At 69.4% G+C, this 24,122-nt stretch carries 22 protein-coding genes; 18 read left to right on the plus strand and 4 right to left on the minus strand.

All coding sequences use genetic code 11. The features are described from left to right. The first annotated feature begins 17 nt into the window (after positions 1-17). Entirely contained in the window at positions 18-422 is a 405-nt protein-coding gene (locus tag G6N18_RS02095) for an Rv2175c family DNA-binding protein (protein ID WP_067215458.1), read from the plus strand. Here the strand turns inward: G6N18_RS02095 and G6N18_RS02100 are convergent. From G6N18_RS02100 to G6N18_RS02115, 4 genes are all read right to left on the minus strand, one after another. Next, a complete protein-coding gene (locus tag G6N18_RS02100) occupies positions 343-1,920 on the minus strand; it encodes an alpha-(1->6)-mannopyranosyltransferase A (RefSeq protein WP_083000707.1) in 1,578 nt (525 codons plus the stop codon). The genes G6N18_RS02095 and G6N18_RS02100 overlap by 80 nt on opposite strands. 4 nt (positions 1,921-1,924) lie before the next feature. Then, entirely contained in the window at positions 1,925-3,013 is a 1,089-nt protein-coding gene (idsA2, locus tag G6N18_RS02105; protein ID WP_083000833.1) for a bifunctional (2E,6E)-farnesyl/geranyl diphosphate synthase, read from the minus strand. Positions 3,014-3,132: 119 nt separating this feature from the next. Then, positions 3,133-3,768 (minus strand): LppM family (lipo)protein, encoded by a 636-nt coding sequence (locus tag G6N18_RS02110; RefSeq protein ID WP_083000832.1) that lies wholly within the window; start codon positions 3,766-3,768, stop codon positions 3,133-3,135. A gap of 73 nt (positions 3,769-3,841) precedes the next feature. After that, positions 3,842-4,417 (minus strand): GNAT family N-acetyltransferase, encoded by a 576-nt coding sequence (locus G6N18_RS02115; protein WP_067215447.1) that lies wholly within the window; start codon positions 4,415-4,417, stop codon positions 3,842-3,844. Positions 4,418-4,645: 228 nt separating this feature from the next. Between G6N18_RS02115 and G6N18_RS02120 the strand changes: the two genes are divergently transcribed. From G6N18_RS02120 to G6N18_RS02200, 17 genes are all read left to right on the plus strand, one after another. Further along, on the plus strand, positions 4,646-5,050 hold the full coding sequence (locus tag G6N18_RS02120) for an SCO2097 family morphological protein (RefSeq protein ID WP_067215425.1): 405 nt from the start codon (positions 4,646-4,648) through the stop codon (positions 5,048-5,050). A gap of 291 nt (positions 5,051-5,341) precedes the next feature. Further along, positions 5,342-5,773 carry a division/cell wall cluster transcriptional repressor MraZ gene (gene mraZ, locus G6N18_RS02125; protein ID WP_067215443.1) on the plus strand — a complete coding sequence of 144 codons (432 nt, stop codon included), beginning with the start codon at positions 5,342-5,344 and terminating at the stop codon, positions 5,771-5,773. A 145-nt stretch (positions 5,774-5,918) separates the two neighbouring features. Further along, entirely contained in the window at positions 5,919-6,905 is a 987-nt protein-coding gene (gene rsmH, locus G6N18_RS02130) for a 16S rRNA (cytosine(1402)-N(4))-methyltransferase RsmH (protein ID WP_083000705.1), read from the plus strand. Next, entirely contained in the window at positions 6,902-7,927 is a 1,026-nt protein-coding gene (locus tag G6N18_RS02135; protein WP_083000703.1) for a cell division protein FtsL, read from the plus strand. Before rsmH ends, G6N18_RS02135 begins: the two co-directional genes overlap by 4 nt. A gap of 107 nt (positions 7,928-8,034) precedes the next feature. Then, positions 8,035-9,855: a peptidoglycan D,D-transpeptidase FtsI family protein gene (locus tag G6N18_RS02140; protein ID WP_234806114.1), complete on the plus strand. Its 1,821-nt coding sequence runs from the start codon at positions 8,035-8,037 to the stop codon at positions 9,853-9,855. Positions 9,856-9,923: 68 nt separating this feature from the next. Beyond that, on the plus strand, positions 9,924-11,447 hold the full coding sequence (locus G6N18_RS02145; protein WP_083000699.1) for a UDP-N-acetylmuramoyl-L-alanyl-D-glutamate--2,6-diaminopimelate ligase: 1,524 nt from the start codon (positions 9,924-9,926) through the stop codon (positions 11,445-11,447). Next, complete coding sequence (locus tag G6N18_RS02150; protein ID WP_083000697.1) at positions 11,444-12,985, plus strand: UDP-N-acetylmuramoyl-tripeptide--D-alanyl-D-alanine ligase; 1,542 nt, start codon at positions 11,444-11,446, stop codon at positions 12,983-12,985. Before G6N18_RS02145 ends, G6N18_RS02150 begins: the two co-directional genes overlap by 4 nt. Continuing rightward, on the plus strand, positions 12,982-14,061 hold the full coding sequence (mraY, locus tag G6N18_RS02155; RefSeq protein WP_067215402.1) for a phospho-N-acetylmuramoyl-pentapeptide-transferase: 1,080 nt from the start codon (positions 12,982-12,984) through the stop codon (positions 14,059-14,061). Before G6N18_RS02150 ends, mraY begins: the two co-directional genes overlap by 4 nt. After that, positions 14,054-15,520 (plus strand): UDP-N-acetylmuramoyl-L-alanine--D-glutamate ligase, encoded by a 1,467-nt coding sequence (gene murD / locus G6N18_RS02160; protein WP_179962352.1) that lies wholly within the window; start codon positions 14,054-14,056, stop codon positions 15,518-15,520. Before mraY ends, murD begins: the two co-directional genes overlap by 8 nt. A 6-nt stretch (positions 15,521-15,526) precedes the next feature. After that, a complete protein-coding gene (gene ftsW / locus G6N18_RS02165; RefSeq protein WP_083000693.1) occupies positions 15,527-17,065 on the plus strand; it encodes a putative lipid II flippase FtsW in 1,539 nt (512 codons plus the stop codon). Further along, positions 17,062-18,189, plus strand: coding sequence for an undecaprenyldiphospho-muramoylpentapeptide beta-N-acetylglucosaminyltransferase (murG, locus tag G6N18_RS02170; RefSeq protein ID WP_083000692.1), 1,128 nt, complete (start codon positions 17,062-17,064; stop codon positions 18,187-18,189). The genes ftsW and murG overlap by 4 nt, the downstream gene beginning before the upstream one ends. Next, complete coding sequence (gene murC / locus G6N18_RS02175; protein WP_083000690.1) at positions 18,186-19,631, plus strand: UDP-N-acetylmuramate--L-alanine ligase; 1,446 nt, start codon at positions 18,186-18,188, stop codon at positions 19,629-19,631. Before murG ends, murC begins: the two co-directional genes overlap by 4 nt. Then, a complete protein-coding gene (locus tag G6N18_RS02180) occupies positions 19,628-20,551 on the plus strand; it encodes a cell division protein FtsQ/DivIB (RefSeq protein WP_083000689.1) in 924 nt (307 codons plus the stop codon). Before murC ends, G6N18_RS02180 begins: the two co-directional genes overlap by 4 nt. 181 nt (positions 20,552-20,732) lie before the next feature. After that, a complete protein-coding gene (gene ftsZ / locus G6N18_RS02185; protein ID WP_067215376.1) occupies positions 20,733-21,884 on the plus strand; it encodes a cell division protein FtsZ in 1,152 nt (383 codons plus the stop codon). 14 nt (positions 21,885-21,898) lie between these two features. Next, the gene (pgeF, locus tag G6N18_RS02190) at positions 21,899-22,606 is read left to right on the plus strand and encodes a peptidoglycan editing factor PgeF (protein ID WP_179962353.1); all 708 of its coding nucleotides are present in this window, start codon (positions 21,899-21,901) and stop codon (positions 22,604-22,606) included. A 53-nt stretch (positions 22,607-22,659) separates the two neighbouring features. Continuing rightward, the gene (locus tag G6N18_RS02195; RefSeq protein ID WP_407663543.1) at positions 22,660-23,406 is read left to right on the plus strand and encodes a YggS family pyridoxal phosphate-dependent enzyme; all 747 of its coding nucleotides are present in this window, start codon (positions 22,660-22,662) and stop codon (positions 23,404-23,406) included. A 13-nt stretch (positions 23,407-23,419) separates the two neighbouring features. Next, positions 23,420-24,058: a cell division protein SepF gene (locus tag G6N18_RS02200; RefSeq protein WP_083000685.1), complete on the plus strand. Its 639-nt coding sequence runs from the start codon at positions 23,420-23,422 to the stop codon at positions 24,056-24,058. Positions 24,059-24,122: the final 64 nt, after the last annotated feature.

The following is a 24,122-nucleotide window of genomic DNA, read 5'->3' on the forward strand; positions in this document are numbered from 1 at the left end:
GATCTACACTCGGTGCCGTGAGCAGTATTCCGGCCGCGGAGGACGTCCTCGACCCGGCCGAGGACGTCTACGATCTGCCCACCGTCGCCGAGATGCTCGGCGTGGCGGTGACCAAGGTGCATCAGCAACTGCGGGACGGCCATCTGATCGGCGTGCGCCGAAACGGAACAGTCGTGGTCCCGAAGATCTTCTTCGACGCCACCGGCCAAGTCGTCAAACCCCTGCCCGGTCTACTGGTCGTACTGCACGACGGCGGCTACCACGACACCGAGATCGTGCGCTGGCTGTTCACCCCCGACGCATCGCTGACGATCAGGCGCGACGGCGCGACCGAGGCCTTGGCTAATGCCCGGCCGGTTGACGCTCTTCACTCGCATCAGGCCCGTGAGGTGGTGCGCCGGGCTCAGGCGATGGCGTGTTGACCGCCCCCGGTCGCGCCTTGTACAGCGAGTACCACGCCACCGCGGCGCACGCGACGGCCAACAGCACGTGCGCCCACGAATACATGCCGTGCGCCCCGTCGGGTTTCCAGATCACGGTGATCCACGTGGACAGGCCCGCGATCACCGCGATCGAGCGTCTGCTCTGAGTCAACGCCGCCACCACCGCCAGCGGCCAGGTGTAGTACCAGGGCAGGGCCGCCGGTACGAACAGCACCACGATCACCATCACCACCGCGATACCGGTCAGTGCCTCGCGGTCGGTGTGCCGAGATCGCCACCACACGAACGGAAGTGACACCGCGATGACCGCGATCCCGATGATCCTCGCGACGTCGAGCACGGCGTAGAAGTTCACCGGCAGGAACAATCCGCCGAAGGCGTTGATCAGGTTCGCCGCCGCGGTGGGCAGCGTCAGCCAATTGATGATCTTCACCGATCCGGCCAGCGCGGTGAGCCAGCCCAGGCCCACTCCGGCCGCGAAAGACAGCACCGCGAACACCGCGCACAAGATCAGCGCCGAGGCCGCCGTCGCCGTCATGAAGGCTTTGACCGGTGAGAAGCCGCGCCCGCGGCGCAAGTTGCGGGCCCACACCCACACCATGAACGGAAGCGCCAGCCCGGCAGTCGCTTTCACCGCGACCGCGACCGCGATCAGGCTCACGCCCCACACATGGCGGCCATTCAACGTCAACGCGATGCCCGCCATCATCAGGCCCACCATCAGCATCTCGTTGTGCACGCCGCCCATCAGATGGATGATCACCAGCGGATTGAGCACGCAGATCCACAGCGCGGTCGCGCCGTCGGCGCCGATATGACGGGCGACGCGCGGCGCGGCCCAGATCAGCAGCGCCAGGCCGGGAAGCATGCACAAGCGCAGCAGCATCGTGCCCGCGACCACGTCGTCGCCGACCAGCATCGTGACGAACTTGGAGATGAGAATGAAGCCCGGGCCGTACGGCGCGGTGGTGGTGGTCCAGATCGGGCTGACGTTGTCCAGCAACAGGTTCGGGTTGTCGACGGGGCCGACCGCGTACGGGTCGAGTCCGTCGCGCAGCAGTGCGCCCTGCGCGAGGTAGGAGTAGGTGTCGCGGCTGAACAGCGGGACGCTCAGCAGCAGCGGCGCCAGCCAGAAGGCGGTCGTCGCAACCATCGTGTATTCGGTTGCGGTGCGGTTGACCACCTGGCGGCCCAGCCACAGCCATGCCGCCAGCATCAGCGCCACGCCGCCCCACAGCAGGATCGACGACAGCACCAACCCGTGCCCGAACCGGAGCCACGACAGGTGCAGCGACTCCAGCAGCGGGTCGTGCAGTCGCGTACTGCCCGCGCCCAGACCGCCCGCGGTGATCAGGACCGCGCCCACGAAACCGAGCCGAGCCGGTCGGGCCTGCGGCGACCTCGCGAACGACGTCAGCCGCGAAAAATGTTGAGCCAAGGTGCTTTTCGACTGCTGCGTCGACGGTGGGGTGGTCATGCTCTCACGCGGTTCGATTCGCGGCCAGCCGGGCCAGCTCGGACAGTCCCGCCTTGGCGTGCGGGTCGATGTCGGCGGCGTCGAGGATCTGAAGCGCCCGGCGGGTGAGCTCCTCGATGCGGCTCTCCACCGCGTCCAGCGCGCCGACCGACTCGATCACCCCGCACAGCTCTGTGACCTGGGCCTCGGACAGTTCGGAGCCGATGGAGGTGCGCAGCAGCTTGGCAGCCACCGGGTCGGTCTTCTCGGCGAGCTCGACCGCCTCGGCCAGCAGCACGGTGCGCTTGCCGGCCCGCAGGTCATCGCCGGAGGGTTTGCCGGTGACCGCGGGGTCGCCGAACACCCCGAGCACATCGTCGCGCAACTGGAACGCCACACCGAGGTCGGTGCCGAAATCGTGAAAGGCGTCTTGGACGTCCGGACGGTCGGCGGCGGCAGCGACGCCGAGTTGCAGCGGCCGGGTGATCGTGTACGACGCGGTTTTGTAGATGTTGACCGTCAGCGCCGAGGCCACCGACTGCGCGCCGCTGGCTTCGGCGACGATGTCGAGGTACTGGCCGCCCAGCACCTCGGTGCGGATCGCGGCCCAGACCCGCCGGACCCGCCGCGCCGCGTCGGGGGGCAGCTCGGCGGTCGCGACGACGTCGTCGGCCCACACCAGCGCCAGGTCGCCGAGCAGGATCGCCGCCGACATGCCGAACTGCTCGGCCGAGCCGCGCCAACTGTGCACGCGGTGCCGCTCGCCGAATAGCCGGTGCACCGTGGGGAGTCCCCGGCGCGTGGCCGACGCGTCGATGACGTCGTCATGCACCAGCGCGCACGCGTGCAGCAGTTCGAGTGCCGAGCACAACCGCAACACATCCGGGTCGAGCGGGTCCTCGGACCGGTCGGCCACCGACCGCCAACCCCAGTACGCGAAGGCGGGCCGCAGCCGCTTACCACCGCGCAGCACGAATTCCTCCAGCGCAGCGGTCAATTCGGCGTAGTCGTCGCCCATGTACGCACATTCGCTGCGCCGGTCCTGCAGTAGACCGCGCAGCTGCTCGGTGACGGCGCCGGCCAACTCGACGGCTGACGGTGCCGCTGCATGCACGCTCAGCGGGCGCCCCTTTCTCTGTGCCTTCACCCCGGCCCCGAACGCCTTCAGCGTAGAGCCTGCCGATGCCGTTCTAGCAAGCAACGACGGGTGGGCCGAACCTGCCCCGATGCGGGCTAATCGCGCGCGTCGCCCACCCGCGGCGATTGGTCACGGCTCATGTAGGCCAACGCGCCGATGATGCCGGCCACCACGAACGAGCCCAGGCCCAGCCAGATCGCCGCGCCGGTGAACGACCGGGCGCTCGGGTCGGTGTAGCGGGCTTGGGCGTTCATCGTGCTGACGACGCCGGGCCGTAATTTCCACTCGACGATCTCGGTGGACACCTGATCGCCGTTGGTCGAGGTGACCTCGCCGGGAAATGACACCGTCAGCGAGACGTCGGCCTCCGAGTCGTTGAGCGAGGTGAGGTCAGCGCGGCCCTCGAGGATCACCAAATCGCCGGCGCGGCGCAGCGAGATGTCGACACCCGCGGCATCGCGGTTCATGTTCGCCAGTTGGGGCAGCTCGGCGAAGGTGAGGTCGGAGAACACCGCCTGGGAACCGACGTAGTCGTCGCGGCTGTACTCCGAGACCGCCACCTTGTTGGCGAACGGCAGGTTGTTCAACAGTTGGGGGCCCTTGTCGTCGGCGTTCCGCGGTTTGGCCGCGGCGACGATCTGTCCGGACACCCGGTCGTCGGGGGACACCGTGATCGACACCCGCACCCGAACGCAGCCGACGACCGTCGGCAGCACGACGAGTGTCAGCATCACGAGCGTGAGCAACCGGGTTCTGCTGCTGCGGTGGCGGGCCGGCACGAGGTCATCGTGCCAGACGCTCCGGTCACAGTGGCAGTGACCGGCCCAGGATCGCGAAAGCGCGCGGGTCGCCCGCGAAGTGGTAGCCGCGGATGACGTCGGTGAACCCCAGCCTGCGGTACAGCCGCCACGCCCGGTTCGCCTCGCCGTTGATCTCCGGCGTCGACAGCAGCACATAGGACTCCTGCCGGTCGGCGAGCAGTCTGCGGGCCAGCGCCTCACCGAGCCCACGGCCCTGAGCACGGGGGTGGATGTGCAACTCGGTGAGCTCGAAGTAGTTCGTCATCAACTCTGAGATTTGCCTGCGGTCCGCCCCCACGCGTTGCAGCCCGGCCACGACCTGCTGTTGCCACCACTGGTCCGGTGCGCCGCAGTAGCCGTAGGCGACGCCGAGGATGGAGGCGGTGGCCGGATCGGCGTCAGGCCCCTCGAACGCGGCGACGGCCTTCCATCCCGGCCTGCGGGTGTGCTCGAGCCACATCGACGCCCGCTGGTCCTCGGTGCCGCGTGGATAGCGCATCGCATCGACGTAGACGGCGAGCGCGTCACCGAGCCGGCGTTGCATATCGCCCGGCGACAGATCGATGAGAAATGTCGCCAACTGTGCCTGCCTCTCCGCGTGCCTTGCGGTGTCGTCCACACCATTATCGAGCGCAGCCGCCCGCGCTCTCCAAACGACGGTCTTACGTCATACAATCGGGCGTCGAACTGGGTGGTACGGCTCAGATCGACCTCGTATCATGACTGTTAGGTGCCCGGAAGGCGGGCGCCGACGAGTTTGGACTTCGAGACGGCCGCAGTCGGCCCAGGGTTTCCGAGGGAGGGACGAATGCCACTCTCCGATCATGAGCAGCGCATGCTCGACCAGATCGAGAGCGCGCTCTATGCCGAGGACCCGAAGTTCGCTTCGAGTGTTCGCGGCGGAACCCTGCGCGCTCCCTCAACCCGGCGCCGCATCCAAGGCGCCGCGCTGTTCGTGATCGGCCTCGCGATGCTGGTGTCGGGTGTCGCGTTCCCGGCCACCCAGATCAGTGGCTTCCCGGTGCTCTCGGTCCTCGGCTTCATCGTGATGTTCGGCGGTGTCGTGTATGCGATCACCGGCCCGCGGGTACCCGGCGGCCGCGACCGCGCGGTTCCCGAGCCCGGCGCGCCGCGCCAGAAGCGCAGCAAGGGTCCGGGCGGATCGTTCGCCAGCCGCATGGAAGATCGGTTCAGGCGCCGCTTCGACGAGTAGCTACACGCCGATACAGGGGCAGCCCGTCACGGGCTGCCCCTTTTTTCATGGGCGGGCGGGCCATCGCGCCCCACTGCTCCCCACCACGGCGCTGCACGCCTTCTAGCAGCGTTTTCCCTGCCTACCGCATCGGTCGCCCGGTCGCGGTTGATCCGTTGACCCCAGCCTGTGGGGTCATGGTGGGGACGTCAGCAGAATTGCCCGCTGTAAATGGTGGAGAGTGGGGGAATGTGGGGTAAAGTGGCAGACACCGGAGCGACCGGGGCTCCGGGCGGCAGGGAGGTCGGCGAGATGTTTCTCGGCACCTACACGCCGAAACTCGACGACAAAGGGCGGCTCACGCTGCCCGCCAAGTTCCGCGACGCGCTGGCAGGAGGGTTGATGGTCACCAAAAGTCAGGATCACAGCCTCGCCGTCTACCCGCGCGCCGAGTTCGAGAAGCTGGCACGACGGGCGTCGCAGGCATCGCGAAGCAATCCCGAAGCACGCGCTTTCCTGCGGAACCTGGCCGCGGCCACCGACGAGCAGCACCCGGACGGGCAAGGCCGGATCACCTTGTCGGCCGATCACCGTCGCTACGCGAACCTGTCCAAGGACTGCGTGGTGATCGGATCGGTCGATTACCTGGAGATCTGGGATTCGACAGCATGGCAGGAGTACCAGCAGACCCACGAAGAGAACTTCTCCGCGGCCACCGATGAAGCTCTGCACGACATCATCTGATCCGGCGGTCGACCGGCACAGCGGCCGACATCTGGTCCGTGCATCGCGGTCTCTGCCCGAACCGGCCCTGGCGTACTTCCCCAACGCCAGGTCCGCGCTCTCGGACAGGGACCCCGGTGCAGGGGCGTTGGACGGAGGGAAGGCGATGGAACGGCGCAGCGGAGACCACGGACACATCCCGGTCCTGCTGGACCGCTGCGTCGAACTCCTCAAACCCGCGCTCACGCGGCACAGCTCATCCGGTGAGGGTGCGCTGCTCGTCGACGCGACCCTCGGCGCGGGCGGACACGCCGAGGGGTTCCTGACCGAACTGCCCGGGCTACGGCTGATCGGCCTGGACCGCGACCCCGACGCGCTGTGGATCGCGGGGGAGCGGTTGTCGCGGTTCGCTGACCGGGTGACGTTGGTGCGCACCCGCTACGACGGCATCGCGACCGCCTTGAGTGAAACCGATTGGCGCACGGGCAAAGCCGACGGCATGCTGTTCGACCTCGGTGTGTCCTCCATGCAGCTGGACCGCACCGAGCGCGGGTTCTCCTACGCTACGGACGCGCCGCTGGACATGCGGATGGACCCCGACGCAGAGTTGACGGCAGCGGATGTCGTCAACACCTACGACCAGAAGTCGCTGACCCGGCTGTTGCGCGAGTTCGGCGACGAGCGCTTTGCCGGGCGGATCGCCGCTGCGCTCGTGCGCCGCCGCACGCGCCAGCCCTTCCGCACCACCGGCGAGTTGGTCGAGCTGCTCTATCAAGCGATTCCCGCGCCCGCGCGGCGCACCGGCGGCCACCCGGCGAAGCGCACGTTCCAGGCGCTGCGCATTGCGGTCAACGGCGAGTTGGACTCGTTGCGTGCCGCGTTGCCCGCAGCGCTGAGCGCTCTCGCCCCGGGGGGCCGCATCGCCGTGATGGCCTACCAGTCGTTGGAGGACCGCATCGTCAAATCGGCCTTTGCGGCCGCCACGGCGTCCAGGACGCCACCAGGCCTGCCCGTCGAACTGCCGGGTCACGGCCCGGAGTTCGTCGCCCTGACCCGCGGCGCCGAGCGCGCAACTCCCGAGGAGATCGAACGAAACCCGCGTAGCGCGCCCGTGCGGCTACGGGCACTGGAGAAGGTGGGGGCCGCCAGATGAAAGCCAAGCAGGCAAAGCAAGCCAAGCAGGGCAAGCAGGTCAAGCGAAGGGCAGCGGTGCGCGCCGGCGACGAGCGTCGGCGCACCAGCCGCGGTGCTGCGCGTCGCTCGGGGGATGCGCAGGCGCGACGCAAGCCAGCTCGTGAGCAGCGACCGCTGCGCTCTGCGCCGCAGACCAACCCCATTCCGCGCCCGTCCGACGCGCCGGGCCGGCCGAAGAACGCCAGCCAGGCCAAGGCGCGGGCCAAGGCCCGAAAAGCCAAGGCGCCGAAGGTCGTCCGGCCACCGCTACGCGAACGCATCATCGTCAAGCTGGCCTCGATCGAGCTGAATCCGCGCGCCCTGATGGCCAGGGTGCCGTTCGTGGTCCTCGTGATCGGCTCGCTCGGATTCGGCCTCGGGACCACATTGTGGCTGTCCACCGACGCGGCGGAGCGGTCGTACCGGCTGGGCAGCGCCCGCGAGACGAATCAGGCTCTGCTGCAACAGAAGGAAGCGTTGGAGCGCGATGTGCTCGAGGCTCAGGCCGCACCCGCGTTGGCCGAAGCCGCCCGCGACCTCGGGATGATCCCGTCTCGCGATACTGCACACCTGGTGCAGGATCCCGCCGGCAACTGGGTAGTGGTCGGCACACCCAAGCCCGCCGAAGGGGTTCCGCCTCCGCCGCTCAACACCCCGCTGCCCGACGAGGCGCCGCCGCCGGCGCCGCGGCCGCCCGCGCCGCGGGTCGTCGAGCCCCGTGAGCTCACCGTCCGCATGCCGTCCCGCGCGGAACCGCCCCAGTCAGCGACAGCAGTGCCGCCGAGCGCCCAGGTGCCGCACGCGGTTCCGGGACAGCCGCCGCTGCCCGGTCCCGCCCCCGCGACGCCGCCTACCGCGCCGATCGTCCCACCCGGCGATCACATGCAGACCGCTCCGCTCGGCGCACCGCACGTCCCGACCCAGCAGGCGCTGCCCGGCCCGGTACCGGGTGCCGAGCAGTTCAGCCCCGCGGTCCCGGCGCCGGCAGGCGCTGGGGCATGAGCCGCGGGGAGCGCCGGCGCCGCCATGGCGATGCTGCGGACGCCCGCCGCAAATCCGTTGCCGCTTCGCAGGAACGGTCGGCCAGGTCCCGCCGCACTCGCGCGCCGATGGCCGGAACCGGGCTGCGCAGCGCGTCTTTCGTGTTCCGGCACCGGGTCGGAAACGCTGTCATCTTCCTGGTGCTGGTCCTCGCGGCCGGTCAGCTGTTCAACCTTCAGGTGCCTCGCGCGGAGGGGCTGCGCGCCGAGGCCGCGGGCCAGCTCAAGGTCGTCGACGTCGAGAAGGCTGTCCGCGGTTCGATCATCGACCGCAACAACGACAAGCTCGCTTTCACGATCGAGGCCCGCGCCCTGACCTTTCAGCCGGTCAAGGTCCGCAAGCAGTTGGAGGAGGCCAGGGCGAAATCCACCGAGGCGCCCGAACCGAACCGCAGATTGCGTGAGATCGCCGCCGAGGTGGCGTCGCGGCTGAACAACAAGCCCGACGCCGCCACCGTGCTCAAGAAACTCAAGAGCAGTGAGACTTTCGTCTACCTAGCGCGTGCGGTCGACCCGGCGATCGCCGACGCGATCACCACCAAGTTCCCCGAGGTGGGTTCGGAGCGCCAGGATCTGCGCCAGTATCCGGGCGGCTCGCTGGCCGCCAACATCGTGGGCGGTATCGACTGGGACGGGCACGGCCTGCTCGGCCTCGAGGATTCGCTGGACGCCGTGCTGGCGGGCACGGACGGATCGATCACCTACGACCGCGGTTCCGACGGTGTCGTCATCCCGGGCAGTTACCGCAACCGCCACGACGCAGTCGACGGTTCCACGGTGATGCTGACCATCGACGACGACATCCAGTTCTACGTCCAGCAGCAGGTGCAGCAGGCCAAGAACCTGTCCGGTGCCAAGAACGTCTCGGCCGTCGTGCTGGACGCGAAAAGCGGTGAGGTACTGGCGATGGCGAACGACAACACGTTCGATCCGAGCCAGGACATCGGCCGCCAGGAGGACCGCGAACTGGGTAACCCGTCGGTGTCGTCGCCGTACGAGCCCGGTTCGGTCAACAAGATCGTCACCGCGGCCTCCGTCATCGAGTACGGGTTGTCGCATCCCGACGAGGTGCTGCAGGTGCCGGGTTCGATCCACATGGGCGGCGTCACCGTCGGCGACGCCTGGGAGCACGGCACGATGCCCTACACCACCACGGGGATCTTCGGTAAGTCCTCCAACGTCGGCACGCTGATGCTGGCCCAGCGTCTCGGCCCCGAGCGCTTCTTCGAGATGCTGCGCAAGTTCGGCCTCGGGCAGCGCACCGGGGTCGGGCTGCCGGGCGAGAGCGCGGGTCTGGTCCCGCCGATCGACCAGTGGTCGGGCAGCACATTCGCCAACCTTCCCATCGGACAGGGTCTTTCGATGACGCTGCTGCAGATGACGGGCATGTACCAGACGATCGCGAACGACGGTGTGCGCGTCCCGCCACGCATCGTCAAGGCCACCATCGCTCCCGACGGCACCCGCACAGATGAGCCGCGGCCCGAGGGCGTACGGGTGGTGTCGCCGAAGACCGCGCAGACGGTGCGGCAGATGCTGCGGGCCACGGTGCAACGCGATCCCATGGGCGAACAGCAGGGGACCGGCTGGCAGGCCGCCGTCGAGGGGTATCAGATCTCCGGGAAAACCGGTACGGCACAGCAGATCAACCCGGCCTGCGGGTGCTACTACGACGACGTCTACTGGATCACCTTCGCCGGCATCGCCACCACCGACGATCCTCGTTACGTGGTCGGCATCATGATGGACGACCCGCAGCGCACCGCCGACGGGCAGCCGGGAACGACGGCAGCGCCGCTGTTCCACAACATCACGTCGTGGCTGCTGCAGCGCGAGAACGTGCCGCTTTCGCCGGATCCCGGCCCGCAGCTGACGCTGCAAGCCACCTGACAGCGGCAGCGACGGCCTCCGACATGCGGCGGCGGCCAGAGTGCCGGTCGGTAGGGTGTTCTCTCGCCATGAACCTGCGACCCAGCCATCCAGCCGGCCCCGCGCTCGGGCCACTGGCCGAGCAGGTCCAGGCGGTGCCCGCCGCGGGCGGAGCCGTGCCGCAGATCAACGTCACCGGGGTCACGTTGCGCAGCGCCGACGTCGAGCCCGGCGACCTGTTCGCGGCGCTGCCCGGTACGTCGTCGCACGGCGGCCGGCACGTGGGTGAGGCGGTCGCCCGCGGTGCGGCCGCCGTCCTGACCGATCCGGACGGGCTGGCGCTCCTGGGGGCCGAGGTGGACGTCCCCGTCCTCCTCCACAGGTCCCCGCGCTCGGTTCTCGGCGAGCTGGCCGCCGAGGTGTACGGCCGACCGTCCGAGCGGCTGCGTGTCATCGGGGTTACGGGCACTTCCGGCAAGACCACCACCACGTATCTGGTGGAGGCCGGGCTGCGGTCGGCGGAGCGGGTCGCGGGGTTGATTGGCACCGTGGGTGTCCGAGTCGACGGACGGGATCAGGCCAGCGCCCTCACCACGCCCGAAGCGCCCGATCTGCAGGCGTTGCTCGCGGTGATGGTCGAGCAGGGGGTCGACACGGTCGTGATGGAGGTGTCGAGCCATGCGTTGTCGCTGGGCCGCGTCGACGGCGTGCGGTTCGCGGTCGCAGGGTTCACCAACCTGTCCCGCGACCATCTCGACTTTCATCCCACGATGCGCGACTACTTCGAGGCCAAGGCGCGGTTGTTCGATCCCGAATCCCGCAATTGCGCAGACGTTTCCGTGCTGTGCGTGGACGACGATGCGGGCCGGGAGATGGCCAGGCTGGCGCGCGACCCGGTCACGGTCAGTGCGACCGGACGCGATGCCGACTGGCGTGTCGAAGACATCGTCACCGTCGACCGCAACGCGCAGGAGTTCTTCGCGGTCGACCCAGCCGGTGTGCATCACGGCCTGCGGATCGCGCTGCCGGGTCGCTACAACGTCGCCAACTGCCTACTCGCGGCCGCGCTGCTCGACGCGGTCGGCGTGTCGCCCGAACAGGCCGCGCCCGGATTGCGCAACGCGACCGTGCCGGGGCGGTTGGAAGCCGTCGAGCGCGGACAGGACTTCCTGGCGCTGGTCGACTACGCGCACAAGCCCGGCGCGCTGCAGGCGGTGCTGGAGACGTTGCGGGCGCAGACTCAAGGCCGCCTGGCGGTGGTGTTCGGTGCGGGCGGCAACCGGGACCAAGGTAAGCGCGAGCCGATGGGACGCGTCGCCGCCGAGTTGGCCGACCTGGTGGTCGTCACCGACGACAATCCTCGCGACGAGGACCCCGCCACGATTCGCGCGGCAATCGTGGCAGGAGCGTCGTGCGGGTCCACCCAGGTTGTCGAGATCGGCGACCGCCGCGCAGCGATAGCTCACGCGGTGGCGTGGGCGCGGCCCGGCGACGTCGTGTTGATCGCGGGGAAGGGCCACGAGGCCGGCCAGACCACCGCCGGGGTGACCCGCCCGTTCGACGACCGCGAGGCGCTGGCGGACGCCCTCGAGGCAGCGGGCCACCGGCCATGATCGATCTCACGATCGCCGAAATCGCCGAGATCGTCGGCGGCCGGCTCGCCGACATCTCCGCCGAAAACGCAGCGGCCACCCGGATCACCGGCACGGTCGAGTTCGATTCGCGGGCCGTCACGCCAGGCGGCCTCTTTCTCGCGCTGCCCGGAGCCCGTTCGGACGGACACGACTTCGCCGCGGGAGCCGTAGCCGCCGGCGCCGCCGCAGTGCTGGCCGCGCGGCCGGTCGGGGTGCCCGCGATCGTCGTCGATCCGACCCCCGAGACATCCGACCGTGGCGCAGGCGTGCTCGAGCACGACTCCGACGGCTCCGGCGCAGCGGTGCTGGCGGCGTTGGCGAAGCTGGCTGCCGCGGTCGCCGCGAAACTCGTGGCGGGCGGACTCACGATCATCGGCATCACCGGATCGTCCGGCAAGACCTCGACCAAGGATCTGGTGGCCGCGGTGCTGGCGCCGCTGGGCGAGGTGATCGCGCCGCCGGGGTCGTTCAACAATGAACTCGGTCATCCGTGGACGGTGCTTCGCGCGACGCGGGCCACCGACTATCTGGTGCTGGAGATGTCGGCTCGCCACCGCGGCAACATCGCGGCGCTGGCCGCCATCGCCACGCCGTCCATCGCGGTCGTGCTGAACGTGGGCACCGCACACCTGGGCGAGTTCGGCTCCCGCGAGGCGATAGCGGCGACGAAAGCAGAACTGCCCCAAGCTGTTCCAGCGTCGGGTGCGGCAGTCCTCAACGTCGACGACAGCGCGGTGGCGGCGATGGCCACGCAAACCGCCGCACGGGTGGTCAGGGTGTCCCGGGAGCCCGGCGGCCGGGACGTGGACGTCTGGGCCGAGGGGGTCACGCTCGACGAGCTGGCCCGGCCGCGGTTCACCCTGCACGCCGGGGGCCGACACGTCGAGGTCATGCTGGCAGTGCACGGCGACCACCAGGTCTCCAACGCCCTGTGTGCGGCGGCCGTCGCGCTGGAGTGCGGCGCCTCTCTCGAGCAGGTGGCGGCCGCGCTCGCCACCGCCGGGCCGGTGTCCAAGCACCGCATGCAGGTCACGACCCGCAGCGACGGAGTCACAGTCATCAACGACGCCTACAACGCCAACCCCGACTCGATGCGCGCGGGGCTCAAGGCGCTCGCTTGGATGGCCCGCGTGGGCCCACACCCGGAGGGTAGGGGAGGCGGGGGGCTCCGCCGCAGCTGGGCGGTACTCGGCGAGATGGCCGAACTCGGCGACGACGCGATATCCGAGCATGACCGCATCGGCCGACTGGCCGTGCGATTAGATGTGTCACGACTCATCGTCGTCGGAACCGGGAGGACTATGAGCGCCATGCACCACGGCGCGGTGATGGAGGGATCGTGGGGGGCTGAGGCCACCATGGTCGCCGACGCCGACGCGGCGCTGGCCCTGCTGCGCGCCGAACTGCAACCGTCAGACGTGGTGTTGGTGAAGGCCTCCAACGCGGCCGGGCTGGGCGCGTTGGCCGACGCTTTGCTCGATCTTGGGTCCGCCGAAGACCTGGACCCGAACGCATGAGGCAGATCCTCATCGCCGTCGGCATCGCGCTGACGGTCTCGATCCTGCTCACCCCGTTGCTGATCCGGTTGTTCACCCGGCAGGGCTTCGGCCACGAGATCCGCGAGGACGGGCCGCCGACCCACCACAAGAAGCGCGGCACGCCGTCGATGGGTGGGGTGGCGATCGTCGCGGGCATCTGGGCCAGCTACCTGGGCACGCACCTGGTGGGCGTCGTGATGGACGGCAGGGGCCCGTCCGCGTCGGGCCTGCTGGTGCTGTTCCTGGCCACCGCGCTGGGCGTCGTCGGCTTCGTCGACGACCTGATCAAGATCCGGCGCTCACGCAACCTCGGCTTGAACAAGACCGCCAAGACGCTCGGAATCCTGGCCGCCGCGATGCTGTTCGGCGTGCTGGCCTTGCAGTTCCGCAACGCCGACGGGTTGACGCCCGGCAGCGCCGAGCTGTCGTATGTGCGTGAGATCGCCACCGTGACGCTGCCGCCGCTGCTGTTCGTCCTGTTCTGCGTCGTTGTGGTCAGCGCCTGGTCGAACGCGGTGAACTTCACCGACGGGCTGGACGGGCTCGCCGCGGGCGCGATGGCGATGGTGTGTGCGGCCTACGTGCTGATCACGTTCTGGCAGTTCCGCAACGCCTGCGCGACCAGCCCGGGGCTCGGGTGCTACAACGTGCGCGACCCGCTGGACCTGGCGATCATCGCGGCCGCGACCGCGGGGGCGTGCATCGGTTTCCTGTGGTGGAACGCCGCGCCGGCCAAGATCTTCATGGGCGACACCGGATCGCTGGCGCTGGGCGGCATCATCGCCGGGCTGTCGGTCGCGAGCCGCACCGAGATGCTGGCCGTCGTGCTCGGTGCCCTGTTCGTCGCCGAGGTGGTGTCGGTCGTCGTGCAGATCATGGCGTTCCGCACCACCGGCCGCCGGGTGTTCCGGATGGCGCCGTTCCACCACCACTTCGAGCTGGTCGGGTGGGCGGAGACCACGGTGATCATCCGGTTCTGGCTGCTCACCGCGATCGCCTGCGGGCTCGGTGTCGCGCTGTTCTACAGCGAGTGGCTGACCACCGTCGGTGCCTGAGATGGTGCGGATCGAGCCGCTGGTACCCGGGGCCCGCGTGCTGGTGACCGGGGCGGGTCTGACCGGCCGCTCCGTGAGCGCCGTGCTCGAGCCGACCGGTGTGCGGCTGACGATCTGCGACGACGATCCGCTGGCGTTGCAGCGGCTGATCACGCCCGCGACGGTCGTCACAACCGCCGAGGCCGCGGCGAACATCGGCGACTACGCGCTGGTGATCACCAGCCCCGGCTTCGCGCCGACCACGCCGGTGCTGGTCGCGGCGGCGGCCGCGGGCGTGCCGATCTGGGGTGACGTGGAGCTGGCCTGGCGGCTGGACCGGGCCGGCTGGTTCGGTCCGCCGCGGCGCTGGCTGGTCGTCACGGGCACCAACGGCAAGACCACCACCACCTCGATGCTGCACGCAATGCTGCTGGCGGCCGGGCGACGCGCTGTGCTGTGCGGCAACATCGGCAACCCGGTGCTCGACGTGCTGGCCGAGCCATCCGACCTGCTCGCGGTCGAGTTGTCCAGCTTCCAGCTGCACTGGGCGCCGTCGCTGCGACCGGACGCGGGAGTGGTGCTCAACGTCGCCGAGGACCACCTCGACTGGCACGGCTCGATGGCGGCTTACGCACGCGACAAGGCCCGCGTGCTGGACGGGCGCGTCGCGGTGGTCGGACTCGACGACCCGGTCGCGGCGGGCCTGCTCGACAGCGCCGCCGCCGCGACCCGCGTCGGCTTCCGCCTGGGTGAGCCCGGCGCCGGTGAACTCGGCGTGGTCGGCGGCACGCTCGTCGACAACGCATTCAGCGACCGGGTTGCGCTCATCGAAGCGGCGTCGATCCCGGTAGCCGGTCCGGTCGGGGTGCTCGACGCGCTGGCCGCGGCCGCCCTCGCCCGCGCGGTCGACGTGCCACCGAGCGCCATCGCCGATGCATTGGCAGGCTTCCAGGTCGGCAGGCATCGTGCCCAGGTCGTCGGGACGGTCGCCGGGGTCACCTACGTCGACGACTCCAAGGCGACCAACCCACACGCTGCCCAGGCATCGATCGCCGCATACCCGCGGGTGGTGTGGGTGGCCGGCGGCCTCCTCAAGGGCGCATCGGTCGACGAGTTGCTCGCTTCCGTGGCGAATCGGCTGGTCGGAGCGGTGCTGATCGGCCGGGACCGGACGACGATCGCCGAGGCGTTATCGCGACACGCCCCGGATGTCCCCGTCATCGAGGTTGTGACGGGGGAGGATTTTGGGGTGCAAGGGACAATTGGGTCGGATGTTAGTCCTGTTACCAATGTGATCAAGCTCCCGGACGCCTCCTCCGGGGACGCGATCATGGCCGCGGTCGTCGGCGCGGCCCGGGAGCTCGCCCGCGCGGGCGACACCGTGTTGTTGGCCCCCGCCGGCGCCTCCTTCGACCAGTTCAGCGGCTACAGCCACCGCGGCGACGCATTCGCCGACGCCGTGCGCGCCCTGTCCGGATAGCGGGCGATGAGCGCGATCCTGACCCGGCTGCGGCTTCGCAGGGCGGGCGCCGAGGACAAGCCGGCAGAGCCGGCGCCCGAAACGGCCGGGCCCCGAACCCGTTTCGGCGCGTGGCTCGGCCGACCGATGACGTCGTTTCACCTCATCATCGCGGTGGCCGCCCTGCTGACCACGCTCGGGCTGACGATGGTTTTGTCGGCTTCCGGGGTGTACTCCTATGACCAGGACGGCTCGCCGTGGGTGGTGTTCGGCAAGCAGGTGCTGTGGACGGTGGTCGGGCTGTTCGCGTTCTACCTCGCGTTGCGTGTGCCCATCCAATTGATGCGCACCCTGGCCTTCTCCGGCTTCGCGATCACGATCGTGCTGCTGATCCTGGTGCTGATCCCAGGAATCGGCACCGTGTCCAACGGCTCCCGGGGCTGGTTCGTGGTCGCGGGATTGTCGATGCAGCCCTCGGAGCTTGCCAAGATCGCATTCGCCATCTGGGGTGCGCACCTGCTGGCCGCCCGTCGCATGGAACAGGCCTCGCTCAAGGAGATGTTGATCCCGCTGGTGCCGGCCGCGTTCGTCGCACTCGCACTCATCGTCGCGCAGCCCGACCTGGGGCAGACCGTGTCGCTGGGCATCATCCTGTTGGGTCTGCTGTGGTATGCCGGGCTGCCGCTGCGGGTGTTCGTGTCCTCACTGTTCATGGTCGTGGTGTCGGCCGCCGTACTTGCCATGGCCGAGGGCTACCGGTCCGCACGGGTGCAGTCGTGGCTGAACCCGGCGGCCGACGCGCAGGGTTCGGGGTATCAGGCCCGTCAGGCGCGGTTCGCGCTGGCCAACGGAGGGGTGTTCGGGGACGGTCTGGGCCAGGGCGCGGCCAAGTGGAATTACTTGCCCAACGCGCACAACGACTTCATCTTCGCGATCATCGGCGAGGAACTGGGCTTCATCGGCGCTGCCGGACTGTTGTGCCTGTTCGGTCTGTTCGCCTACACCGGTATGCGCATCGCCCGGCGCTCTGCCGACCCGTTTCTGCGCCTGCTGACCGCCACCGCGACGCTGTGGATCATGGGCCAGGTATTCATCAACGTCGGCTATGTGGTCGGGTTGTTACCGGTCACCGGGCTGCAGCTGCCGCTCATTTCGGCTGGCGGAACATCAACGGCGACAACGCTTCTGATGATCGGCATCATGGCGAACGCGGCGCGGCACGAACCCGAGGCGGTGGCGGCGCTGCGAGCCGGCCGCGACGATCGGGTCAACAACCTGCTGCGGTTGCCGCTGCCCGCACCCTATGTGCCGTCGCGCACCGAGGCGCTGCGCGACCGGCTCAGCAGGCGCGGCGCCGAGCGATCGGGCAAACCGGGGAAGGGTAAAGGCACCCGGCCCGCCAAGCCCGCGGCCAAGCAGGCCTCCAAGCCCGTGCGTAAGCAGGCCGCCGACGGCCGCCGCAAAGGTAAGACGGCCGGCGGGCCGGTACGGGCCGCAAGGCATCATGGAGGCGGCCGCACGGACAGAAGCCGGCGGCGCGCACTGGAAGGTCAGCGTTACGGGTGAACGACACGGTCTCCGTGGTACTCGCGGGCGGCGGCACCGCGGGACACGTCGAACCGGCGATGGCGGTGGCCGACGCCCTGGCCGCGCTCGACCCGAACGTGCGGATCACCGCGCTGGGCACATCGCGCGGCCTCGAAACCCGGCTGGTGCCCCAACGGGGCTACCACCTCGAACTGATCACGCCGGTGCCTCTGCCGCGCAAACTCTCGGGTGATCTCATCCGCCTGCCCGTGCGGCTGCGGCGGGCGGTGCGGCAGACCAGGGCGGTGCTCGACGAGGTCCAGGCCGACGTCGTCGTCGGATTCGGCGGCTATGTCGCGCTGCCGGCATATCTGGCCTCGCACAGCCCGCGCCGACACCGGCGGGTGCCGGTGGTGGTGCACGAGGCGAACGCCAGCGCCGGCTGGGCCAACCGGGTCGGGGCCCGATCGGCGCGGCGGATCCTCTCGGCGGTGCCCGACCCCGGGCTGGGCAGCGTCGAGGTGGTCGGGGTGCCGGTGCGCGCGGCGATCACCTCGCTGGACCGGATGGCACTGCGGGCCCAGGCCCGCGCCCACTTCGGATTCGCTCCCGACGCCCGTGTGCTGTTGGTGTTCGGTGGATCGCAGGGAGCCCAATCTCTCAATCGTGCGGTGGCGGCTGCGGCCAAAGACCTTGCGGCTGCGGGTATCTCGGTGTTACACGCCCACGGTCCCAAGAACACCCTTGACCTGCGCGAGCCCGCCGACGGCGATCCGCCTTACGTCGCGGTGCCGTATCTGGACCGGATGGATCTGGCGTACGCCGCAGCCGACCTGGCGATCTGCCGATCCGGTGCGATGACGGTCGCCGAACTGACCGCGATCGGGCTGCCCGCGGTGTACGTGCCACTGCCGATCGGCAACGGCGAGCAACGGCTCAACGCGCTGCCCGTGGTCAACGCGGGCGGCGGACTGATCGTCGAGGACTCCGACCTGTCGCCGGGCGCCGTCGCCGACACCGTCGTCAGTCTGCTCACAGACCCCGGCCGGATGCAGACGATGACGGCGGCCGCCGCGCTGGCCGGTCACCGCGACGCGGCCCGGCGGGTCGCCGAGATCGCTCTCGAAGTCGCACGCGGCTCCGGTCGAAAGAGCTTGCAATGAAAGCGAAGTCGCTGCCGGTCGAGCTGCAGCGGGTGCACATGGTCGGCATCGGCGGAGCGGGCATGTCGGGTATCGCACGCATCCTGCTGGACCGTGGCGGGTTGGTGTCGGGCTCCGACGCAAAGGAGTCGCGCGCGGTGGCCGCGCTGCGGGCCCGCGGCGCGGCCATCCGGATCGGGCACGATGCGTCCTCGCTGGACCTGCTGCCCGACGGGCCGACCGCGGTGGTCACCACCCACGCTGCAATCCCGAAGACCAATCCCGAACTGGTCGAGGCGCGGCGGCGCGGAATCCCGGTGATCCTGCGCCCGGTGGTGCTGGCCAAGCTGATGGCGGGATACACCACCTTGATGGTGACCGGCACGCACGGCAAGACCACCACCACGTCCATGCTCATCGTGGCGTTGCAGCACAGCGGTTTCGACCCGTCCTTCGCGGTGGGCGGGGACCTCGGCGAAGCCGGCACCAACGCGCACAACGGCAGTGGCGACTGCTTCGTCGCCGAGGCCGACGAAAGCGACGGCTCACTGCTGGAGTACACCCCCGACATCGCGGTGGTGACGAACATCGAGGCCGATCATCTCGACTTCTTCGGGAGCGCCGAGGCGTACGGCGCCGTGTTCGACGACTTCGTCGAACGGCTCAAACCCGGTGGCGCACTGGTTGTCTGCACCGACGATCCGGGGGCCGCGGCGCTCGCCGAGCGCACCGCGGAGTTAGGTATCCGGGTGCTGCGGTACGGCAGCGATCCGGTCCGGCCCCTGCAGGGCACGCTGCTGAGCTGGGAGCAGCACGACACCGGTGCGGTGGCCCACATCCGGCTCGCCGACGAACCGCACCCGCGGGTGATGCGCCTTTCGGTACCGGGGCGGCACATGGCGCTCAACGCGATCGCGGCGGTACTGGCCGCGATCGAGGTGGGCGCGCCGGTCGACACCGTGCTCGACGGGTTGGCGGGCTTCGAAGGCGTCCGACGCCGGTTCGAGTTGGTCGGAACGGCCAGCGGTGTCCGCGTCTTCGACGACTACGCGCACCATCCGACCGAGGTGCGGGCCACACTGAGCGCCGTGCGCACGGTCACCCAGCAGTCCGGTGGCCGGTCCATCGTGGTGTTCCAGCCGCATTTGTATTCGCGCACACAGACATTCGCGCGTGAGTTCGGGCAGGCGTTGGACGGTGCCGACGAAGTGTTCGTCCTCGACGTGTACGCGGCCCGCGAACAACCGATCGCCGGGGTCAGCGGCGCCAGCGTCGCCGAACACATCAGCGTGCCCGCGACGTACGTGCCGGACCTGTCCGCGGTGCCGGCGCGCGTGGCCGAGGCCGCCGCGCCGGGCGACGTCGTCGTCACCATGGGCGCCGGTGATGTGACCATCCTCGGCGCCGAAATCCTCGCTGCGCTGCGGATCAAGGCCAACCGCGGCACACCGGGGTCGCGATGACCGAGCCGACCGACAGCGGCCCGCCCGAGCAGCCGGACGCGCCGGAGCCGGCGGCGCACGCGCCCGAGGCTGCGGCGCACCCGCCCGAGGCCGCGGCTCCGGATTTCGAGGGGCCGCGACGGCGGGCACGCCGGGAGCGGGAGGAGCGTCGCGCGGCGCAGGCCAGGGCCACCGCGATCGAGCAGGCCCGCAGGGAGGCCAAGCGGCGCGCGCTCGGTAAGCCCGCCGACAACACCAAAAAACTCGGCCGCGGCACGGTCCGAGGCTTGAAGGTGCTGATGTGGTCGGCGCTGGCCAGCGTGATCGTCGTCGGACTCGGCCTGCTGCTGTACTTCACCCCGGTCATGTCCGTGCGCAACACCGTGGTGACCGGGTTGGGCGCGGTGACACAGGAGGAGGTCGTCGCGGCCGCGGCGGTCGCGCCGGGCACGCCGCTTCTGCAGGTGAACACCGACAACGTCGCTGAACGGGTCGCGACGATCCGGCGGGTCGCCAGCGCGCGTGTCCAGCGCCAATACCCGTCGACTCTGCGGATCACCATCGAGGAGCGGGTGCCGGTGGTGGTCAAGGACTATCCCGACGGGCCGCACCTGTTCGACCGCGACGGCGTCGACTTCGCGATCGGCCCGCCCCCGCCGGGGGTGCCGTATCTCGACACCGACACCCCCGGCCCCAACGACGCGCCGACCAAAGCAGCACTGCAGGTGATGACGTCGCTGCGCCCAGAGGTCGCCGCGCAGGTCGCGCGGATCGCGGCGCCCTCGGTCGCGGCCATCACCTTGCAACTCGTCGACGGCAGGCAGGTGATCTGGGGTACCACCGATCGCACCGAGGAGAAGGCATTGAAACTCGGGGCGCTGCTCACCCAGCCCGGACAGACCTATGACGTGTCGAGCCCGGACCTGCCGACAGTGAAGTAGCCGCACAAGGGTGGCGAAAAATCGGCGACACGTCGGCGCGCCTGCATGGCAACCGCGCGACCTCGCCCTACCGTTCTGATTGCGCGGGAACAACTTGACATAACTATAACCCTCTGGTTGAGGTTTAGGGTTTGCCAAGCGGTCGGCGTGTCGACAGCCAACCCGGGAGGAAGGGATCGCAATGACCCCCCCACACAACTACCTCGCCGTCATCAAGGTGGTCGGCATCGGTGGCGGCGGCGTCAACGCCGTCAACCGGATGATCGAGCAAGGCCTCAAGGGCGTGGAGTTCATCGCCATCAACACCGACGCGCAGGCGTTGTTGATGAGCGACGCCGACGTGAAGCTCGACGTCGGCCGCGACTCCACGCGTGGCCTCGGCGCCGGCGCCGACCCCGAAGTGGGACGCAGAGCCGCCGAAGACGCCAAGGACGACATCGAGGAGCTTCTGCGCGGCGCCGACATGGTGTTCGTCACCGCGGGCGAGGGCGGCGGCACCGGTACCGGCGGCGCACCCGTGGTGGCGTCGATCGCGCGAAAGCTGGGCGCATTGACCGTCGGCGTGGTGACGCGGCCGTTCTCGTTCGAGGGCAAGCGGCGCAGCAACCAGGCCGAGACCGGAATTCAGTCGCTGCGCGAGAGTTGCGACACGCTGATCGTGATCCCCAACGACCGGCTGCTGCAGATGGGCGACGCGGCGGTGTCGCTGATGGACGCCTTCCGCAGCGCCGATGAGGTGTTGCTCAACGGCGTGCAGGGAATCACCGACCTGATCACCACGCCAGGCCTGATCAACGTCGACTTCGCCGACGTCAAGGGCGTGATGAGCGGGGCCGGAACCGCGCTCATGGGAATCGGTTCCGCCCGCGGCGACGGCCGCGCGCTCAAGGCCGCCGAGATCGCGATCAACTCGCCGCTGCTCGAGGCGTCGATGGAGGGCGCGCAGGGTGTGCTGCTCTCGGTCGCGGGCGGCAGTGATCTCGGTCTGTTCGAGATCAACGAAGCCGCATCGCTCGTACAAGAGGCCGCTCATCCCGAAGCCAACATCATCTTCGGCACCGTCATCGACGACTCGCTCGGCGACGAGGTCCGCGTCACCGTCATCGCCGCCGGTTTCGACTCCGCCGGCCCGGGACGCAAACCGGTGGTCAGCCCCGCCGAGGGGCAGGGCATCTCACCCGGGAAGGCCGGCAAGGTGACCACGTCGCTGTTCGACCCAGCCGATCCGGCGAGCGTGCCGGTGCACACCAACGGCGCGACGGTCAGCATCGGCGGGGACGACGGTGGCATCGCCGACGACGACGTCGACGTGCCGCCGTTCATGCGCCACTAGCCATACTGGCGACCGTGACGGTTCGGATACGGCGCGTGACCACCACACGCGCCGGCGGCGTCTCCGCGCCCCCGTTTGACACGTTCAACCTCGGTGATCACGTGGGCGACGACCCGGGCGCCGTCGCCGCCAACCGCAAGCGGTTGAGCGCGGCGGTCGGGCTGGGGGAGCACGGAATCGTCTGGATGAACCAGGTGCACAGCGATCACGTCGTTGTGGTGGACCAACCGCCGGACGCGCCGGTAGACAATACCGACGCTTTGGTTACCACCAGGCCGCGTTTGGCATTGGCGGTGGTTACTGCCGATTGCGTTCCCGTTTTATTGGGCGATGCACGGGCAGGAGTGGTGGCGGCCGTGCACGCCGGGCGGGTCGGCGCGCAGAAAGGCGTCGTGGCGCGCACCGTCGAGACGATGATCTCGCTGGGTGCGCGGGCCGAGGACATCTCGGCACTGCTGGGACCCGCGGTCAGCGGCCGTAACTACGAGGTTCCAGAGGCGATGGCCGCAGAGGTGGAGACCACCCTGCCCGGCAGCCGCACGACGACCGCGAAGAATACGCCGGGGTTGGACCTGCGAGCCGGAATCTCCCGGCAACTAACCACTTTGGGTGTCGCCGCCGTCGACGTCGACCCGCGCTGCACGGTCGAGGACCGCGACCTGTTCAGCCACCGGCGCGACGCCCCGACCGGGCGACTTGCATCGTTGGTGTGGATGGAGTGACGGACGCCTTGCCCACGTCGCGCGAACTCGAGTTGGCCGAATCGTTGGCCGGCGTGCGGGCCCGACTCGCCGCCGCGGCCGAGGCCGCCGGACGCGATATCGACGAAATTGAATTACTACCGGTGACCAAATTCTTTCCGGCAACCGATGTCATTATTTTGCGCCGTTTGGGATGCGAAGCTTTTGGTGAATCACGCGAACAGGAAGCGTCCGATAAAGTCAAAGAAATCGCTTCGATGGCGAATGTCGCGGCCATTCGCTGGCACATGGTGGGGCGGATACAACGCAACAAGGCGCGGTCCATCGCGGGCTGGGCGTATGCGGCGCACTCCGTCGACAGCCACAAATTGGTAGCCGCCCTGAACCGCGCGGCGGCCGACGCGCTCGACGACGGGCGCCGCACCGAACCACTGCGCATCTTCATCCAGGTGAGCCTCGACGGCGACGAGAGCCGAGGCGGCGTCGACGTCGACAAGGCCGAGCACGTCGACGAGCTGTGCGCGGCCGCGCATGCGGCGCCTGCGTTGGAGTTCGTCGGGCTGATGGCGATCCCGCCGCTGGGCGCCGACCCCGACGCCGCGTTCGCTCGCCTGCAGACCGAATATCAGCGGGTGCAGGCGGCCCACCAGCAACGTCTGCAGTTGTCGGCGGGGATGTCCGGCGATCTGGAGGCGGCGGTCAAACACGGCTCGACGTGTGTGCGTGTCGGTACCGCGTTATTGGGACAACGTCCTCTACCGTCACCAGAAGTAGTCACTCCAGTCACACATTCATCACAGACACCAGAGTCCAGGGCATGAGAAGGGTCGAGCGATGAGCACACTGCACAAGGTCAAGGCCTACTTCGGTATGGCCCCGATGGATGACTACGACGACGAGTACTACGAGGACGACGACCGCGGCGCGCCCCGTGGATATTCCCGCCGTAGCCGCGAGGACCGCTTCGACGAGGAAGGCTACGGCCCGGGTCTGCGGGCCTACGACGACCGCGAGTACGACGACGCGCCGGCCGGTTACCGGGGCGGATACGACGACCGGTTCGAGCCGAGGCTGCGTCCGCCCCGCGAATTCGACCGTCCCGCACCACGATTCGCTCCGATGCGCGGCGCCACCCGGGGTGCGCTGGCGATGGACCCCCGCCGGATGGCCGAATTGTTCGAGGCGGGCAGCCCGCTGTCGAAGATCACCACGCTGCGGCCCAAGGACTACAGCGAGGCGCGCACCATCGGCGAGCGGTTCCGCGACGGCACCCCGGTGATCATGGACCTGGTGTCGATGGACAACGCCGACGCCAAGCGCCTGGTCGACTTCGCCGCGGGCCTGGCGTTCGCGCTGAGGGGGTCGTTCGACAAGGTCGCCACCAAGGTGTTCCTGCTGTCACCCGCAGACATCGACGTCAGCGCCGAGGAGCGGCGCCGCATCGCCGAGGCGGGCTTCTACGCCTATCAGTAGGCACTCTCTGGCGGACAGGTAGGCTGGCGTCGCACCTCGGGCGTGACCAGCCGCGAGGGCTGTA

It is taken from the genome of Mycolicibacterium celeriflavum (assembly GCF_010731795.1).
In the GTDB taxonomy this organism is placed as follows: Bacteria; Actinomycetota; Actinomycetes; order Mycobacteriales; family Mycobacteriaceae; genus Mycobacterium; species Mycobacterium celeriflavum.

What these genes read in the sequence shown, in the direction of transcription:
- G6N18_RS02100 (WP_083000707.1), bottom strand. Translation starts at nt 1,920, where the DNA reads ATGACCACCCCACCGTCGACGCAGCAGTCGAAAAGCACCTTGGCTCAA.
- G6N18_RS02110 (WP_083000832.1), bottom strand. Translation starts at nt 3,768, where the DNA reads ATGCTGACACTCGTCGTGCTGCCGACGGTCGTCGGCTGCGTTCGGGTG.
- G6N18_RS02120 (WP_067215425.1), top strand. Translation starts at nt 4,646, where the DNA reads ATGCCACTCTCCGATCATGAGCAGCGCATGCTCGACCAGATCGAGAGC.
- mraZ (WP_067215443.1), top strand. Translation starts at nt 5,342, where the DNA reads ATGTTTCTCGGCACCTACACGCCGAAACTCGACGACAAAGGGCGGCTC.
- rsmH (WP_083000705.1), top strand. Translation starts at nt 5,919, where the DNA reads ATGGAACGGCGCAGCGGAGACCACGGACACATCCCGGTCCTGCTGGAC.
- G6N18_RS02135 (WP_083000703.1), top strand. Translation starts at nt 6,902, where the DNA reads ATGAAAGCCAAGCAGGCAAAGCAAGCCAAGCAGGGCAAGCAGGTCAAG.
- G6N18_RS02140 (WP_234806114.1), top strand. Translation starts at nt 8,035, where the DNA reads ATGGCCGGAACCGGGCTGCGCAGCGCGTCTTTCGTGTTCCGGCACCGG.
- G6N18_RS02145 (WP_083000699.1), top strand. Translation starts at nt 9,924, where the DNA reads ATGAACCTGCGACCCAGCCATCCAGCCGGCCCCGCGCTCGGGCCACTG.
- G6N18_RS02150 (WP_083000697.1), top strand. Translation starts at nt 11,444, where the DNA reads ATGATCGATCTCACGATCGCCGAAATCGCCGAGATCGTCGGCGGCCGG.
- mraY (WP_067215402.1), top strand. Translation starts at nt 12,982, where the DNA reads ATGAGGCAGATCCTCATCGCCGTCGGCATCGCGCTGACGGTCTCGATC.
- ftsW (WP_083000693.1), top strand. Translation starts at nt 15,527, where the DNA reads ATGAGCGCGATCCTGACCCGGCTGCGGCTTCGCAGGGCGGGCGCCGAG.
- murC (WP_083000690.1), top strand. Translation starts at nt 18,186, where the DNA reads ATGAAAGCGAAGTCGCTGCCGGTCGAGCTGCAGCGGGTGCACATGGTC.
- G6N18_RS02180 (WP_083000689.1), top strand. Translation starts at nt 19,628, where the DNA reads ATGACCGAGCCGACCGACAGCGGCCCGCCCGAGCAGCCGGACGCGCCG.
- ftsZ (WP_067215376.1), top strand. Translation starts at nt 20,733, where the DNA reads ATGACCCCCCCACACAACTACCTCGCCGTCATCAAGGTGGTCGGCATC.
- G6N18_RS02200 (WP_083000685.1), top strand. Translation starts at nt 23,420, where the DNA reads ATGAGCACACTGCACAAGGTCAAGGCCTACTTCGGTATGGCCCCGATG.